Annotated in this window: 16 protein-coding genes; 13 read left to right on the forward strand and 3 right to left on the reverse strand. The window is 39.9% G+C overall.

Features of this window, described 5'->3' with window-relative positions; translation table 11 throughout:
• The first annotated feature begins 63 nt into the window (after positions 1–63).
• Entirely contained in the window at positions 64–519 is a 456-nt protein-coding gene (locus DESACI_RS01700; protein WP_242833114.1) for a TetR/AcrR family transcriptional regulator, read from the forward strand.
• 114 nt (positions 520–633) lie between these two features.
• Here DESACI_RS01700 and DESACI_RS01705 read toward each other — a convergent pair whose 3' ends face one another.
• Positions 634–1,869 (reverse strand): hypothetical protein, encoded by a 1,236-nt coding sequence (locus DESACI_RS01705; RefSeq protein WP_014825430.1) that lies wholly within the window; start codon positions 1,867–1,869, stop codon positions 634–636.
• A gap of 81 nt (positions 1,870–1,950) precedes the next feature.
• Between DESACI_RS01705 and DESACI_RS01710 the strand changes: the two genes are divergently transcribed.
• Positions 1,951–2,781, forward strand: coding sequence for a hypothetical protein (locus tag DESACI_RS01710; RefSeq protein ID WP_014825431.1), 831 nt, complete (start codon positions 1,951–1,953; stop codon positions 2,779–2,781).
• A 64-nt stretch (positions 2,782–2,845) separates the two neighbouring features.
• Positions 2,846–3,055: a hypothetical protein gene (locus DESACI_RS01715; RefSeq protein WP_041275934.1), complete on the forward strand. Its 210-nt coding sequence runs from the start codon at positions 2,846–2,848 to the stop codon at positions 3,053–3,055.
• A 24-nt stretch (positions 3,056–3,079) separates the two neighbouring features.
• Here the strand turns inward: DESACI_RS01715 and DESACI_RS01720 are convergent, their stop codons facing one another.
• Positions 3,080–4,120: a DUF362 domain-containing protein gene (locus DESACI_RS01720; RefSeq protein ID WP_014825432.1), complete on the reverse strand. Its 1,041-nt coding sequence runs from the start codon at positions 4,118–4,120 to the stop codon at positions 3,080–3,082.
• Between the two features lie 723 nt (positions 4,121–4,843).
• Here DESACI_RS01720 and DESACI_RS01725 point away from each other — a divergent pair.
• The 7 genes from DESACI_RS01725 to DESACI_RS01755 all read left to right on the forward strand — a co-directional run bounded on the left by DESACI_RS01725 (position 4,844) and on the right by DESACI_RS01755 (position 11,377).
• On the forward strand, positions 4,844–7,102 hold the full coding sequence (locus DESACI_RS01725; protein WP_014825433.1) for a DEAD/DEAH box helicase: 2,259 nt from the start codon (positions 4,844–4,846) through the stop codon (positions 7,100–7,102).
• A gap of 109 nt (positions 7,103–7,211) precedes the next feature.
• Positions 7,212–7,964, forward strand: a complete 753-nt coding sequence (locus tag DESACI_RS01730) for an NERD domain-containing protein (protein ID WP_014825434.1) — start codon at positions 7,212–7,214, stop codon at positions 7,962–7,964.
• Positions 7,965–8,316: 352 nt separating this feature from the next.
• The gene (locus DESACI_RS01735; protein ID WP_014825435.1) at positions 8,317–8,649 is read left to right on the forward strand and encodes a hypothetical protein; all 333 of its coding nucleotides are present in this window, start codon (positions 8,317–8,319) and stop codon (positions 8,647–8,649) included.
• 221 nt (positions 8,650–8,870) lie between these two features.
• On the forward strand, positions 8,871–9,407 hold the full coding sequence (locus DESACI_RS01740) for a hypothetical protein (RefSeq protein WP_014825436.1): 537 nt from the start codon (positions 8,871–8,873) through the stop codon (positions 9,405–9,407).
• Positions 9,408–9,599: 192 nt separating this feature from the next.
• Complete coding sequence (locus DESACI_RS01745) at positions 9,600–9,863, forward strand: hypothetical protein (RefSeq protein WP_014825437.1); 264 nt, start codon at positions 9,600–9,602, stop codon at positions 9,861–9,863.
• Between the two features lie 369 nt (positions 9,864–10,232).
• Positions 10,233–10,706, forward strand: coding sequence for a hypothetical protein (locus DESACI_RS01750; RefSeq protein WP_014825438.1), 474 nt, complete (start codon positions 10,233–10,235; stop codon positions 10,704–10,706).
• A gap of 140 nt (positions 10,707–10,846) precedes the next feature.
• On the forward strand, positions 10,847–11,377 hold the full coding sequence (locus DESACI_RS01755) for a histidine phosphatase family protein (protein ID WP_014825439.1): 531 nt from the start codon (positions 10,847–10,849) through the stop codon (positions 11,375–11,377).
• A gap of 168 nt (positions 11,378–11,545) precedes the next feature.
• Here the strand turns inward: DESACI_RS01755 and DESACI_RS01760 are convergent, their stop codons facing one another.
• Positions 11,546–11,905, reverse strand: coding sequence for a hypothetical protein (locus DESACI_RS01760; RefSeq protein ID WP_014825440.1), 360 nt, complete (start codon positions 11,903–11,905; stop codon positions 11,546–11,548).
• Positions 11,906–12,139: 234 nt separating this feature from the next.
• Here DESACI_RS01760 and DESACI_RS01765 point away from each other — a divergent pair, with 234 nt between their 5' ends.
• The 3 genes from DESACI_RS01765 (at position 12,140) to DESACI_RS01775 (ending at position 16,400) form a co-directional block, all read left to right on the forward strand.
• Positions 12,140–12,394: a DUF7660 family protein gene (locus tag DESACI_RS01765; protein ID WP_014825441.1), complete on the forward strand. Its 255-nt coding sequence runs from the start codon at positions 12,140–12,142 to the stop codon at positions 12,392–12,394.
• Between the two features lie 96 nt (positions 12,395–12,490).
• Complete coding sequence (locus tag DESACI_RS01770) at positions 12,491–12,952, forward strand: hypothetical protein (RefSeq protein WP_014825442.1); 462 nt, start codon at positions 12,491–12,493, stop codon at positions 12,950–12,952.
• Positions 12,953–13,169: 217 nt separating this feature from the next.
• Positions 13,170–16,400 carry a DEAD/DEAH box helicase gene (locus DESACI_RS01775; protein WP_014825443.1) on the forward strand — a complete coding sequence of 1,077 codons (3,231 nt, stop codon included), beginning with the start codon at positions 13,170–13,172 and terminating at the stop codon, positions 16,398–16,400.
• Positions 16,401–16,408: the final 8 nt, after the last annotated feature.

Consider the following 16,408-nt stretch of genomic DNA (forward strand, 5'->3'; position numbering starts at 1 on the left):
GTCACCCTTACAGAATTTTTTGCCGAGGAATGTCCGCAACTTGAGCCTGAATTTCGCCGTTTGGTGGATACAGCCAAAGAGGCCATTGTCGACGACTATGTAAGAGGCCTTTCCAAAGAATTTACCCAGCAGGCCTTGGTCGCACTGCCAGACTTCCCCGATACAAGATCGCGTCTGCTCAATACATTGGACAAGGTATATAAAGAAGTAGAAATTAACCCGGAGCTTATAGGGATTAGCTTAGGCTATCGTTTCAAAAACATGTCTCAGGGAGCAGGATACGAAAGCGGCGGTACTCAAAGCCTTCTTGCCGAGATTATTAAGTTAGGTCAGGAGGCAGGTGAAATCAGGCAAGATATCTCGGCTAACCTGTTGGTCAAACAATTAGACTTTCTGCGTGGCTTTATTGTCATGGAGTGGTTGAATGATTCATCAAAGATAGAACTGCGTAAAGAGATCGCTAATATGGTCGATCTATTCTTAGAGGGGGCCAATTTCAGAGGAGGGTCCAAGATATAATGCGTGTGATTAAAGAGGGCCGGAAAGTGGATGTCGATGGGGATGAAGGTAAACTATTTCTACATTGACGAACAAATAACCAAACTTTAGTTCAACTCGATAGGCCAAACACCGTTAATCCACATTTCCCATAAGCATATTCGTAAGATCCTTAACAAACTTCCCTTGTTCGTCACAGATCTTCACTCTGACCCTATCCTTATCTAAGGTAAAATATAGGATATAGTTGCTTCTGGAACCATCTTTAACTGAAGGACCCGTGGGATTAGGGATATTTTTTCTGGCAATACTAATTGGCCCAAAGAGATTCTCATTTTCGAGGATGACTTTGGGTTTTTGTTCATAGTTACAGATAATCAGCTTGCCCCTGTGGCTCTCATCATAACTGGTATAGGCTAAGGTATAATCTTCATTGAAGGTTGTTGAGGACATAGCAGGCAGCGCACCGAGAGGATCTGTGTTGAATGGAATCGTATCTAATTTCAGTAGATTAGGGTCATCCGATGTATTTCTTCGCACCATAAAAATATCCAAGGTTTGATCAGCAGAGGTCTTAGAAGGGTCATCGCTAAACTTCATACCGATAAAGCCGTAACCATCCTCGATAGCTTGGGCCTGAACAACCTTGCTGATCAGCGGTGCATTATTGAAGGTTAAGGGCAGACCGGTAAAATCCATGGAGTAGAGGTCAATCCCGTTTCCGGTAAGTGAGGTATAGGTCAGAGTACGGTCCAGGGTGTTGGCATTGACTATTTGATAAGGTTTTCGTAAGAAGGTCAGATCCTGGTTGGGTTGGTTATCTGTATTAAAAAAGGGAAAGGTCAGTTGCTCAAAATTCTTTACATACAACAAATGATCATTAACTTTCGAGTAATAGAGATTGCCTTTGAAATCCATACTATTGGCTTCGTTAAAACCATTAATCGGTATGAGTTCCTGGTCGGCATGCAAATTCTGCTTATCATCCCTGGTAAGCCTTGTTTTAACAATTCCTTCATTATAAGCGGTAATTATACTATTATTAGAGAACAAAATCACATTGTCCAGGTAAGGGTGCGTCGGAAATTCCGCGAGGAGTGTACTCTTACCGTTTGTAACATCCAAATAGAATAAATTAGAATAGCGACGATTATCCTTGAGATGGGTCGCTAAAACTAAGACAGCATTGTCAGCTAAGATAAAATTATTCAGCCAAACCATGGTTTTAATTTGGCCGAACTTTGGGGACGTAAATTTCAGAAAAGGTTCCCGAAGGTTGGGTTTAGGAAGTGCTGTATAGGCAGAAATTTGAGTGATAACTGCAGCTATTAAGACTGCAAGTGTCAATAAGAACATCAAGTATTTCTTCATCCGATAGCCAAAACTCCCCTCCATAATATGGTATAATAATTAATTATATCACAAATTAGGAAACTTAAAGGAGCAGAGTCCATGGCTGTTACTGAGATATTGTACGAACAGTTTAAAGCGATTCATAAGGTTCTTTGGATTATTTTGCTGCCCGTCATTTTAGATATTGGAGAACTTAGTCTTTTTGAAAAGATTTTCAAGAGTGAGTACGTGCCTGTCGCCAAACTATTCAATTTAAAGCTGGGGTTTATATCAGCCCCGCCCAGTATTAGATATTTCCTGGAAGATTTCCCCTCACTGATCTTTCAATATAATTATTCAAGCGCTTTTCGAGGAGTGATCAATCAAATCAACTTGACCAACCTGTTACTCCTTCTAGCGGTTCTTTTGGTCACAAGTTTTTTGGACAGTGGTTATTTAGCCGTTATCAGCCAGGCGGGGCATAAAAAGGTGACCTTCAAAGACTTTCTCAGAGATGGTAATAAATTATGGTTTAAGTTTTTTATCCTTAGCCTCTTAGGGGTTATCCCCATTCTCTTGATCTTAATAAAAAGGGAATTAAGTTATGGTTATTTTGGTTTAGTATTTCTTCCTTTGCTTTACGTTAAGTACTCAATCGTAGTAGATGATGTAAGTCTCATCGATAATTTCAAACTTGGAATTAGGTTCTTTTTTGAAAACCTGAGGTTAACCATCAAGATGGCCTTTTCCTTTGGCATTTCCTTTTCGCTCGTGGGAATAGGTATTTACCCTTTGGCAAGCATGGGGTTCAAAGGTATTGTCCTGGGGGCCATTATCACTGCCTATTTTGGAGCAGTTATTAATAAAGCTGTGCTGGAGATCTATCGAGAGGTATCCGAAAAGCGAAGAACGAAACTAAAGGAAATCAGCGCTGAAGTGATTAATCTGTAGAATTTCCTTCTGTAGCTGCGCAGAAGCTGGAGCTTCCCATGCTGTATTTAATCATAATAAGAACTTGCTGCAATTACTTAATGGAACTTCAGAACTTATAACAGCAGCAGATACCTATCAGTTCGATGATTACTTCAAGTATGAAGCTTCAATGTTTGACGTAAAACATAAAGCTGAAGTGAAAGAGAAACAATTCCCGATGGACTGCCAGAAAGCCTTAGAAATGGGTGGAAGATTGGTAAAGGCTATGCGAGAAACCCCCTTAGGAAATTAATTTTCCCAAGGGGGTTTGAAAAATTTACTTTAATTCGATCGCTTTTTGCGGGCAAAGCTCTTGGCAGCAATAGCATGTAATGCACTTTTCCGGAGCCACAGACGGGTATTCATCCATGGTTAAAGCACCATTGGGGCAATGTTCTACACAGGTAGCACAAAGAGTGCATAATTCATGATTGATCTTTGGCCTGAGCGCGGTCACAGATTCCATAATGGCACCGCCCGGCGGCCCGGATTGCGGAAGCTTGAAACCAGGTATAACTTCAAGCTTCCCATGAACCGTGATTTTGGAAAGGTCATTAAGACCATATCCCTTGGCCGCTGCTATTTGAATGCTGCGAGGCTGTTCGGAGAAACCCATCATATAGGCTGCGACAGTGTCTACAGCGACCGGGTCTGTACCGGCTAAGACTTTCCCAAGATTAACCAAATCTTTAGATGCAGGACCGTTACCTTCCATAGCTAAAACACCATCTACAATAATCAGATCGGGAACTTTCAGGGCAAATACTTCGACTAAGGCTTCGGCGAAGTTGAAGGGATTGCCCGCTTTTTTATGGGTTTGAGCCTTAAGGGCCCCGGCTAAGAGCCCGAAGTTATTTTTAATTGCGCAAGATATGCCTGTAAGACCGTGGGTCTTAAATTTCGGGATACTAATATAGATATCGGCGTCAATAATTGCCCGAGATACTAGGGCCGATTCTATATAGGGAGAATTAATACTCATCTGAACAGTTTCTGCACTTATGTTGCGATAATATGTACCGGCCGCATCCATTAAGCCCGTGTCTTGAAAGGCCTTCTCATTCATGCCATAGGAGAACACGCCCGGATTATCACCGACGATCAGAGAGGCGGGGTTTCGTTTGACGACTTCCTGGATTACGGCTTTTAGAACTGCCGGGTGGGTAGTTATACCCTCTTCCGGAGCAGCGCTGCGCAGCACGTTCGGTTTAATCACTACTTTTTTTCCTTCTATATCTAAAGGAAACTGTTGAAATACTTTGGCGATGGCCTCATGACAAGTTTCATAGCTTGTATCCATGATTTCTACGATGCTCATAATCTCAACTCCTTTAACGAAAAGGCTTATTTACACTATAGCCTTTGTCTTCTAATATTTTAGATCTTATTTTCTGAAATATAAAGGGCCGCTTGTTATTATTGAAAATGACAATAAGAACTATAAAAATTACAGCTTGAAAGGGCGTCAATCGGTATTTAAGACTGAATGGCGCCCCTTTAGATAGTTTTTGAAATATTTGGTGATTGATGGAAGGAAAAGCAGGAGGTTCGGCGAAAAAGAAAGGTATACGTCAAACGTTGTCCATAAGGCCTGATAACAGGCTAGGGGGAGTCTTCGGTGCATCTTTATGATGAACAGAAAAAATTAGTCCAAACACGCCCAGGCACTCAGTCCTTGATAAAAGGAGTTGCCGGGTCATGAATGATCAAGAACTAAAACAAGTTGATATATGCTGATGGAGTATGAATCAGTAATCCCGGAGGTAAAGGGGGAAAAGAGGGTGGCTGATCGCTCTTTTTTATTTTTATAAAGACCGTAAGACAAAATCACTTGAGGATTGAATTAACGCTAAGGATTGGACAGCCAAAGCGTTGAAGAACTGGCAGATTTAGTGGAAGTGGTCTACGCCATCCTGGATTATAAAGGGGTTTCTCGGTAGGAATTCGAGGGAATCAGACAGCAAAAGGTCGAGGAGAGAGGCGCTTTCCGGGATAAGCTCCTGATGAAAGAAGTTATCGACGGTTAAGGGGTTGAAGCAAATTGACAGAAAGGATCAAGCGTAAGGGAAGCCTGGGCAGTATTGCTGAAGATCTCTTTGTCGAGTTGTTCTGTGATACCTTTGGTCCGGATCAAGCAGAGTATCTATTTCTTCAGTATCCGGTCACCGATATTTATGGACATAGACGCTCCATTGATTTTGCCCTGGAAAGCGCAGACTTAAAAATAGCCATAGAGATTGATGGTGAAACCTATCATAATCCCCATAAGGTTTCTTCTAATAAATATTATGATGACCTTACCAAGCAAAACAGCCTGATCTATCAAAACTGGAAGATTTACCGCTGGGTATACAACCAACTGAAGCATCAACCCGAGAAGGTCAAGGACGAGCTGCGGATTTTTGTCGGGGAAATCCCCTCCTTTAGGATGCTGGAAGATTATCTGCCTAAGCAAAAGGGCAAGGTCATTGAACTGCGCGAGCATCAACAAGCTGCTTTAGACAGCCTGCAGACCATGCGTGATCAAGGGGAGAGCATCGCTCTGCTCTATCATGCTACCGGAACCGGGAAAACTGTAACCGCAGTTAGTGATGCCAAACGACTGGGGAAAAGAACCCTGTTTTTGGCTCATACCAAAGAACTAATAACCCAGGCTAAAGGCACGTTTGAAGAACTTTGGGATCAGGCGGAGACCGGTCTCTATGTTGCAGAAGAAAAGGCTAAAGATGCATATGTTGTTTGCAGCAGCATTCAGAGTGTTGCCAGAAATCTAGAACGGTTTAAACCGGATGACTTCGGCTATATCATCGTCGATGAATGTCATCACGGAACGGCAGATACTTATAGGAAGGTTTTGAGTTACTTCAAACCTGAATTCACTCTGGGGCTAACCGCTACCCCGGATCGAGCGGATGGAGAGAGTATCCTTGAAGATTTTAAGAATGTGGCCCATAAACTAGATTTGCAGCAAGCCGTGGAATTAGGGGAACTTGTTCCTATCCGGTGTATCCGGGTTAAGACTAATGTGGATCTTTCTACGGTGAGAATCAATGGGATTAAATATTACGCCCAGGATTTAGAAAGCAAGCTCTTCGTGCCGGGGAGAAATAAGCTTATAGCTGAAACCTATCTGAATTATGTTAGGGATAAGAAAACCGTAGTATTTTGTGCTTCCGTACATCATGCTCAGGAGATTTCTGCATTGTTTAAGCAACAGGGAATTAGTTGTGAGGCTGTTTCCGGGTCTATGAAGTCAGCGGAAAGGTCACGGATTTTAGACCTGTACGAAAATGGGGATATCCAAGTCTTATGTGCCTGTGACCTTTTAAACGAGGGATGGGATAGTCCGAAAACAGAAGTTTTGTTCATGGCCAGGCCGACGCTCTCCAAGACACTTTATGTTCAGCAACTGGGCAGAGGGATGCGCAAGTGCTCGGGTAAGGACTACCTGATGGTCTTTGATTTTATTGATAATGCCAGCTTGTTTAACATGCCCTACTCTCTGCACAGGATGTTTAACCTGAGGGAATATAGGGCGGGAGAGTACGTTGTTGCTTCCCAGAAACAGTTTGAGCTGGACAGAGATTTAATCGCCAGAGGAGAAAAACCGGCCGTTTTTCTGGATTTCCCGGTGAATGCCGCGGATTATGAACTGATTGATCTCTTTAACTGGCAGGATGAAGTGAAAGGGATGATATCTCAGCTGGAGTTCGTGAGGATGGTCGATGTGCAAACAGAAACCATTGAACGGTACCTGCGTGAAGGAAAGATAACCCCCGATTTAGAGGTACCCTTCGGGGATAAAAGGAGCTTTAAGTATTTTAATGAAGCAACCGTGGAGAGCTATGCTAAACAGTACGGCTGGGAGCTGATCAATCCTGCCAATATGAAAGATAAGTTTATGGACATGGTCAGGACGATGGATATGAGTTTTTCCTATAAACCGGTATTGCTCAAAGCCATGCTTGAGCATGTGGACGAAAACGGAAGAGTTAGGGTCGAGGACATCGTTAATTACTTCACGGATTTTTATAAGGCTAGAAAAGAGGGCGGGCTGGTGGTAGAGAAGAAATCCAGTTTGTATTGCAAAGAAGGATATATGAGAAAGGATGTTGAGAGAAACATCTTTAGCAATCCGTTTAAGCGGTTTGAGGATATGCGATTTATGAGCCGGTGTCGGAATATTGAGTATGTGGAGTTTAATCGGCATGTTTGGAGGAAGTTGTCGTGGGAGGAGAAGGAGTGGATTGTTAGGCGGTGTGACGAGAGGTTGGAGGTGTATTATAGGAAGTGGGTTTAGTGCTTAGATAAGAGTTCTTTTAGCCATGCTTTTGAAGAAGTTTAGGGAAACGAAGAAGACTATGGGCTTTGAATACGCTTAGAGAGGGAAAGTGGGGGGAGATGATCAAATGATAAAGGCTTTCTTGGAGCTATGGTATTTTTGGCTTTTAGTTCTAGTTGTTTTTGTTTATCGCTTATATAAGGCCAAAATCAAAGGGATCATTGGTGAGAAAACAATATCGGCGTTTCTAACAAGGTTAGATCCAACAAAATATAAGGTTATAAATGATCTAATGTTGAGAGTTGATGGGAAGACGTCCCAGATAGATCATGTAGTCGTGTCAAATTACGGGATTTTTGTAATCGAGACAAAGAATTATAAGGGCTGGATTTTGGGAGATGAGCACGGGGAGTCTTGGACACAGGTAATTTACAAGCGGAAGGAAAAGTTCTTTAATCCGATAAGACAAAACTATGGTCATATTCAGGCTCTAAAACAGAATTTACAAGAATATAAAGAGTTGAATTACGTGCCGATCATTGTCTTTTCGATTAATGCAGATTTAAAGGTTAAGACAAATACTAAGGTTATATATTCGGTAAAATTGCTTAATACGATTAGAGAGTTTACAGCCGAAACCATTACTGAGCAGCAAAAGGAAGAGATATATTCAAGACTATTAGCACTAAATGTAAGAGATAAGGAAGCCAGAACTCAGCATGTCGAGGAAATACATAAGAAAAAAGCTGAAGAGGCGAACCTAGTAAGTGCAAATAGTTGTCCTAAGTGTGGTGGGGAGTTAATCATGAGAAAGGGCAAATATGGAGATTTCATAGGGTGTAAAAATTATCCGAAGTGTAGGTTTACTATTACTAGTTAGGCAATTAATCTTGATTTTGGAAAGTGGAGTCATCAAGTAAAAGTGTTGATAATGTCTATAATGCGAATGTGAAGATTACAGTAAATCGACGAAAACAAGAGTAAAATGAACTTATACATTTAAGTAAAAACACGCTTTCAGCCTGCAAACAAGTAGAAATCCAAAAACACCTAAATGTCACTCACGGTCAAATATGGTCCAAATTGAAGAATTTACTTTTTAATAAGTATGCGTAATGTCTTTTATAGGACGCAGAAGGATATTTATTCCAATAAGGCGAAAATGTTAGACGATAAAAGACATTTATGAGGATTAGTTAACGAAGTTTGCAAAGCTGAGGTGGAGCTAGAAAATGGACCATAAAGAAGGTAAAGCTAATTTAGAAAAACTACAATTTATTTTTCATAGGATAATTTCTGGCATAATTTATTGGATACTATCAAGTTTCTTCATTGCATATCAACAATTTGTAGTAAAAAATTTTAAGAATCTTCTTACTGTACTATTAGTTTATTTAGTGCCATTTATGTTTTTCTTGTGGTTTATTAAAATTAGTATGAAAAGAAATCAGTGGAAGCCTTTTGTAAAACATTCAGATGTAATTGGATTAATTAGTATTCTGATTGGATTTGCAATTCCTTTTTTATTATTTCTTAATGTAAAGGTAGTACAGTTATTTCCCTAGGTTAGCAATAGTCCCTCATTTAATTTAGATATAGAGGCCGTTCATTACATAACGCTCTTTATCGGACGCAGAAGGATATTTATTCCAATAAGGCGAAGACATATAGAGTTAAATATTACGAACCTAATTCGGTAATATCTCTTGATTTCGAGATTACACGAACCTAGTCAATAAGGTGTTATGCGCCATTTGGGCCAAATAAAAAACCGGGGGAGAGTAGAGTGAATAAACGCGAGATCGCTAGGCTGGCTTGCAAGATTCTTGGTATCTATGTGATCATTCAAGGAATTGACATTATTGCAGATGTGCTAACTACTTCAATCATAACCCCAAACCGAATTGGGCTTGAAAATTTGATCGCTATTATTGTCCCTTACATATTTCCTATTATCTTTGGAGTTTTGCTTTGGGTTCTTTCAGGCAGGCTATCTTCGACTATGGTTGAAGTAGGGGGTTTTACTAACGATGGTTCTAGTATAAAGGCCAATGATATACAGAGAATAGTATTTTCGGCTATAGGGCTACTTTTGATAGGAAATTCTTTACCTAAAATTGTAACGAATCTGACGAGCATGCTTACGACGCCACCTGGGGTTCCAAACATGATAGCAAGATTACTACCTGGTATAGTAGGGTCATTAATTCAAATTATCTTTGGGATTGGAGTTTTTTTAGGATCAAAGGGGTTGGTGAACCTATTGAATATGTTTAAATACGCAGGATTAGAGAGAGATGAAGAGTCCTATAAAAAAGATTGATAATGTCAACTTTGCCAACGGCGCATAAAGGGCTCGTTTGTATGTGCTTATGTATAGAATTCGAGAGCTGCCACAAGGTATATGGCAGCTCTTTACGTAATCTGTTTTATCGGACGCAACTTAAAAAAAGAGGTAATTCTTTATTGTTGGATAATAACTTTGTCATTGTACTGAAAGGAGATGCCTTCATTGATGAGAAAAAAACAAGCATACATTATTTTTCTAATAGTGTTAATTGTCGGATTTGTATTGACATTAAATAGTATTTGGTTAGGCCAAGAGCATGCTAATAGTATCGTACAACAACAGGGTGGTAGCATCGATACCAATACATACGTGGTCTATCTCCAAGAATCGATAAGAATCTTTAATGGATTAGGAATTATATTAATACTAATTGGAGGCTTAGGAGAGGTACTTCTTTTTACCCGTGGAGATAAATTCGATAAACAATAGAAATCAGCAATACGCGGGTGCTATTGTCATAACCAACGTTTATACGCCATTGACCGATGCAAGTGTTTTTTTGGAGACTTTATAAGTTCTTCACATTCAAGAAAGTTGGGAAGGTTTACATGTACTTTTTGACCGTTATAGTAGTGTTAATTGTTCTATTTATCTACTTCTTACTCTATCGACCTTGGCAGTTGAGGTGGGGAGCGACAGATGATGAAGTAAACCGTTATGTTCAAAGGTGGCCTAAAGTAAAAATAATAGACGGCTAAAATGTTCAATAATCAATAGACCAGTGCGCTGCCGGTACTGGCGGGGATTGGATACATTTTTCGCACAATTGACAAATACTTTTATGGGATGTGTGATTATTTGAGTAGATTTACATTTATAGCCTCTGACTGTGAATTACCAGAAATTGATTTGTCCGGTATTATAAGACGAACCGTTAAGGATTTAAAGGAGATGAATCCTAAACCTAAATCTTTTTGGGATCTTGATAAACTTCCGGATGATTGTAAAACATTATTTATTCCGGATGGTGCGGATACTACTGGATTGCAAATATCAATATGTACCAAACCTCCTAATGGGATAGAAGAATATATCAAAAAGAAATATATTTATTGGCTTGGTGGTAAGTTTAACTTAAGGTGCAAAAGGCAATTCCAAGAATATCTTCAAGATAATTTCCTTAAAGGTGTTTATATTGAGCTCTGGTCTCTTTGGTTGGGGATTAACAAAATGGATGAAATATTAAAAAAGAATTGTGATTTTTCGGAAATTCAAAGTTTTGATTTTGAAATACTTTGGAATACAGCTTGTTGTATAACCATCATTACATAGATTAACTGTCCCCTCGTACCTATTTGGGCGAGGGGACTTAACGTAACCTTCATTATAGGACTCAAAACTATGAATTTAACAATGAACGAAAGTAGAAAAGTGCGAAATAGGAAATTTTTATTAACGGAGGATACATAACTATGATATACCTTGTCCGTCAAGGTCAAACCGATTGGAACTTATTCAAGAAGTTCAATGGCTGCACAGATACCGAGTTGAACCAAACAGGAATAGAACAGGCAAAACTGCAAGCTAAAAATTTGAGTAGTGTTAGTTTTGATACGTGTTTTTGCAGTCCCCAAAAACGAGCACGCCAAACCTGCGAAATTATCTACAAAGGAGCGATTGTGCTTGATGAAAGGCTCGCCGAAATAAACTGTGGTGAATTTGAGGGTACAGAGGAAACTGCGGATGCGATGAAATTGTTTTGGCAAGCAATCAGCAGCGGCGACATGGGCACGGAAAGCTTCAAAGAATTTACAAAAAGGAACTGCGATTTTTGTGATATGATTATGGAAGAACACAAGGAGAAAAACATCTTAATCGTTACTCACGCTGCAAACGCGAGAATAATAAACTATTATTTCAATGGCAAGCCCAAGGACTATGATTTCGGTAAAGCAGTTGCTGAAAACGGTGGGTTGCTTACATTGGATAATTCAAAAATTTAAATTACGAGTTGCTCAGCACGGATAAGGCAAAAGCGGAAAAATAAACGCTCCGAAATATTTATTATCTGAAAATAAGCATAATTTCAAGTTCAATTGACCATACCTAACTTCGGGTAAGGCTAATAATGGAAACTTTAAAAATTATAGGTCTGAAGCAGCGAGGTAGGATTACTGGAAGTTTCCTTGTTTGGTTGTATTAGGTATGCCGATAAATGGAGTAATATCAAAACCTGAAATACTTAAAATCAATTCTTTTAAAGCAAGTGTCAATAACATCAATACCAACATAAACCCTACATATTTTAATGACCGAAAAGTAATTTCAACTACAGGTAATTTTTTTGAACCATAGTAAAATGCGGTCCCAATTAATAGTGCACCTGAAATGCCAAATATTCTGGTTGGAAAAAGATATTGCCAACTAGGAATCCCATAAAGAATAATGGGTATAAAATATGCGATTAAATATCCAATAAGGTAAAATTTCCATCTTTCCTTGAAAATCGATTTATATTTCTCGGCCTTCATTACTCCATCCTCCGTTCTTTCCTAAATTTAATATACTTCACAACATCGTTCCAGTCATTAGGAATATGAAATGTAAAGGGGGCAGTTTTCGCTGAAGCTAATAAAACAATAACTATTGCTTAATCTCGCCCCCATTTATTCCTATTGGTAAATCAATCGGTACCGTCCCATCTCTAATAAAGCATAGGGCGGCATCATTAGGATAATGTCAAGTAGCTTATTTTGAGGTGAAATATGGATTTACAAAGTATGGTAAAGAGTATTTATAATAAAGATGACCTTGTTAGGTTTATCCGCGAGTTAAGAGTCGATTTAATAAGCAATTCTATCACCTGGGAAAACCCAACCCTTGAGAGATATCTTGAAGCAATGCAAGCTTGGTTAAATGACATAGATGGTTGGGAGAAAAACTTAAATATTGATATTTCTAAATTTACTCCTTGGCAATTGATTGCACACATTTTACTTGCTTCAAAAATGTATGAGTAGCGACTATTAAATAACTAGTGTATTTTTTATTTGAGCAACAAAAACCATACAACATACCGGTTTAGTCTACTTGGGAATCTCTAGGAGGAATAGAAAATGGGACTAACATTAGAGTTCTTGTTAGGAAACGATAAATTAATTAGAAAAGCATCAAAGAATTTAGATTTTGATCTATTTGATCAGCCAGGTTGTATCATAAAAAAAGCCGATTTTTCTCTTCATCTTGCCCCTAAGGATCTGAACTCTTTGTCAATTTCTGCCTCGAAGTTTAATAATTTAAATCCGATAACCTTAAGAGAGTATTTGGTGCTGATTGTTAACGAGAGAGATTATGGGTTATTTCAAGTAGCTAACAACTGGATTAACTATTTTTTAAAAGTTCCAGCAGACAATTTGGAGCATCTTGCCAAGGAGTGGTTCAATCAGATGATGAAGGAGCATCCAAATGAAAAAATCGAATTGACAGCAGAAGGAATTGAAGCGTTAAAAGACTTATATATCCTCTGCGAATTTGCAGTAAATGAGAAAAAATCAGTATTTCATTTTTGGTGTTTATAAAACCATACTATTTGCCGTTATGTCTCCGCATATGTACTTAATAAATTGAATTTCATAAATCATATACCGATAAGGTTAATAATTAGAAGTCCCGATAAACCTAGATAAAAGCGCAAAAAGTAGGATGTCACTAAACCATCGCGCCAGAGGTATAGTGCCATCCATATACTTAGCTCTTAAGGAATTAACTAATACAGTCCCTTGTTAGAGGTGAATCATGTCAGAAATCATCTATGGCCTATACGAGCAAATCATTAACGGAATCATCAACGATAACCTGAATAAAGTGGATCAGCAACTTGTCATTAAAGATACTCAGCCTCTTGATTCGGCTGAGTCTTCTAAGATTCTGGCAGATTACATAACGAAAATTCTACGCGAGATTTTTGATTATATCGAAGATGGGGATGCTGTCGTCAGAGACCGCGTTAATTTATGTAATGGTATTTTGCAGTTCATAGCCGAGTGTATTCAGAAGGGAAGCTTTAGTTTTAAGAAGGATCAGGAGACCTTAAAACGAGTTGAGAGTTTCCTAATTAGTCAGGATGCCCAGATCTTATTAGCCTTGGTAGACAAGAAAGCAAGCAGTCCAAAAGCTTTACCCGCCTCTGAAAGGATCGTGAGACCAGAGACTTCTATCTCAGAGAACTCCCTCTTTACTGGCGCGGTCCATGAGCCAAGCATGATATCCGAACTAAAAAAGGAAATCTTAAGCAGTGACAGAATTGATTTTCTGGTTTCCTTTATCAAGTGGAGCGGCTTGCGGTTAATCATTAATGAGCTGACCCAGTTTACAATGGGCGGCGGCAAACTGCGGGTTATCACCACCTCCTATCTGGGAGCCACGGATTTTAAAGCCGTGGAACAGCTTAGTAAACTGACTAATACTGAAATACATATCTCCTATGATACTGAACGGACTCGCCTTCACGCTAAAACCTATGTCTTTTGGAGGGATACAGGCTTCAGCACTGTTTATATCGGATCGTCGAATATCTCTGAGTCTGCGATGACCAGCGGATTGGAATGGAATATTAAGTTATCTCAATTTGACTCAGGGGATATTCTGGAGAAAATCCGGGCCACCTTTGAAGGGTATTGGAACAATCCTGAGTTTACGCCTTTTATTGCAGGAATTGATTCCGAGCGTTTAAGAAAAGCTTTGAAGTCTGAGCGAAGAAACAGTCAAGATGAAGCGAATGACTTAGCGTTTCACTTTGATCTGAAACCTTACTATTATCAGCAAGAAATTCTGGACAAATTGAAGGCTGAGCGGGAAGTGCATCACTCATTCAAAAACCTGGTCGTTGCGGCCACGGGGACGGGTAAGACAGTCATAGCTGCTTTTGATTACCGGGACTTTTGCAGAGCAAACCCCAATAGACCCAACAGACTGCTCTTTGTCGCCCACCGAAAGGAAATATTAAGTCAGAGTTTATCTTGCTTTCGAGGGATACTCAAGGATCTCAACTTTGGCTCCATAATGGTGGGTGGTCTAAAGCCGGATAGCTTTGATTATTTATTTGTTACCATCCAATCCTTTAATTCGAAGGATTTAACTGAGGTCACTTCGCCTGACTTCTATGATTATATTGTGATTGACGAATTCCATCACGCCGCTGCCCCATCCTACCAAGAACTTTTAGAGTATTATAAGCCTAAGGTACTACTCGGACTGACGGCAACCCCTGAAAGAGCGGACGGACGAAGCATCTATTCCTATTTTGAGGGCAGAGTAGCTGCCGAAATCCGGTTATGGGAAGCTATTGAACGGAAATTGCTCAGTCCCTTTCATTATTTTGGGGTGACGGATAATGTTGACCTTCGCCAGGTACAATGGGTTTCCGGCAATTACGATGAGCGGGAGCTGGAAAACCTCTATGTTTTCGAAAAGGCCGTCGCTGAAAAGCGAGTTGGGTATATTATAAACGCCCTGGAACGATATTGTCTGGATCGTTCCGAAATCTTCGGAATTGGTTTTTGTTTAAGTAAAAAGCATGCTGAATTTATGGCTCAGGTTTTTAACAAAGCGGGGATTCTTTCAGAATTTCTAGTCGCGGAATCGGAGAGCGTTGTGAGGGATAGCGTGAAGCGGCGCCTGGTAACGAAGGAAATCACCTTTGTTTTTGTTGTGGATATCTATAATGAAGGAATTGATATTCCTGAAGTGAATACCGTTCTTTTTCTGCGACCAACGGAAAGCTTGACCGTCTTCTTGCAGCAGTTAGGGCGGGGGCTAAGGCTCTGCGAAGGGAAAGAAGCACTGACGGTCTTGGATTTTGTCGGACAAGCACATCAGAAGTATTCATTTGAAGACCGTTTTAAAGCGCTGTTATCTAGGTCACGAAAAACCATTGAGCAGGAGATTAAGACGGGTTTTGCCAATGTACCTAGAGGCTGTTCCATCCAATTGGAAAAACAAGCCCAGAACTATATTCTAGAGAACATTCGAGATGCGATTAATACGAAGCGTAATATAATCAGCAAGCTATATGATCTTATAGAAACTAAACAGGAGCTAAAGGTAAGGGAGTTTTTCGAGGGTTATCATGTAACACCCACTGATGTCTATAGCAAAAGGGTAACGGTTGTGGGCCTTGCAGCTCAAGCTGGTTTACTCAAGGGTTATCAGGTAGATACAGAGAGAGAAAGAGTGCTGGCTTCAGCGTTGGGGAGATTATCTTTGCTGAATTCCAGGCGCTGGATTAAGTTTATGCAGAAGATCCTGCCACAAATTCTTTTAGGTAAAGGTTCTTTATTGCCTTCATTGACCGCGGTAGAACGGACAATGCTAACCATGCTTCACTATACCTTGTGGGGCAAGGGGCTGAGTGATCTGGGAAATAGGTTTGTTTGTATAGAAGAGGCGATCTATTGGGTCATTAATGATCAGCTACTATACCAAGAACTATTAGATTTGCTGGACTATCAGTTCGGCAATATTAATTTTGTCGATAAGCCATTGGTTGGATTTGAGGATGAATACCCAGTGGACTTATATTGTGCTTATACCTTTGATCAGATTTTGGTGGCTCTGGGAAAACATACGGAACAAAAGAGGAGCTCATTTCGAGAAGGAGTTCTCTACCTAGCTGAGAAGAAACTAGATGTGTTTTTCGTTACCTTGAACAAGGCGGAAAAGGATTATTCTCCATCAACCATGTATCAAGATTATTCCATCAATGAAGAGCTATTTCATTGGCAGTCCCAAAGTCGAACAACGGTGGAATCCCTGACAGGGCAGAGGTATCTTAACCAAGGAACTAGTGGTGGGAATGTGTTATTTTTTGTGAGGGAGTATAAGAAAGAGGGAGTGTTTGCTTCTCCCTTTACTTGTCTGGGCTTTGCCGATTTTCAAAGTCACTATGGTTCAGCACCCATAAGTATTGTCTGGAAGATGAAGGAGCCGCTGCCGGGGTTTGTGATGAAGAAGACGGTTAAAGTTTAAATTTCTGC

Source organism: Desulfosporosinus acidiphilus SJ4 (assembly GCF_000255115.2).
In the GTDB taxonomy this organism is placed as follows: Bacteria; Bacillota; Desulfitobacteriia; order Desulfitobacteriales; family Desulfitobacteriaceae; genus Desulfosporosinus; species Desulfosporosinus acidiphilus.

Bases quoted from the DNA above. Each gene is read 5' to 3' on its own strand.
- DESACI_RS01760 (WP_014825440.1), bottom strand. From the start codon at position 11,905: ATGAAGGCCGAGAAATATAAATCGATTTTCAAGGAAAGATGGAAATTT.
- DESACI_RS01720 (WP_014825432.1), bottom strand. From the start codon at position 4,120: ATGAGCATCGTAGAAATCATGGATACAAGCTATGAAACTTGTCATGAG.
- DESACI_RS01755 (WP_014825439.1), top strand. From the start codon at position 10,847: ATGATATACCTTGTCCGTCAAGGTCAAACCGATTGGAACTTATTCAAG.
- DESACI_RS01770 (WP_014825442.1), top strand. From the start codon at position 12,491: ATGGGACTAACATTAGAGTTCTTGTTAGGAAACGATAAATTAATTAGA.
- DESACI_RS01765 (WP_014825441.1), top strand. From the start codon at position 12,140: ATGGATTTACAAAGTATGGTAAAGAGTATTTATAATAAAGATGACCTT.
- DESACI_RS01735 (WP_014825435.1), top strand. From the start codon at position 8,317: ATGGACCATAAAGAAGGTAAAGCTAATTTAGAAAAACTACAATTTATT.
- DESACI_RS01745 (WP_014825437.1), top strand. From the start codon at position 9,600: ATGAGAAAAAAACAAGCATACATTATTTTTCTAATAGTGTTAATTGTC.
- DESACI_RS01775 (WP_014825443.1), top strand. From the start codon at position 13,170: ATGTCAGAAATCATCTATGGCCTATACGAGCAAATCATTAACGGAATC.
- DESACI_RS01710 (WP_014825431.1), top strand. From the start codon at position 1,951: ATGGCTGTTACTGAGATATTGTACGAACAGTTTAAAGCGATTCATAAG.
- DESACI_RS01705 (WP_014825430.1), bottom strand. From the start codon at position 1,869: ATGAAGAAATACTTGATGTTCTTATTGACACTTGCAGTCTTAATAGCT.
- DESACI_RS01730 (WP_014825434.1), top strand. From the start codon at position 7,212: ATGATAAAGGCTTTCTTGGAGCTATGGTATTTTTGGCTTTTAGTTCTA.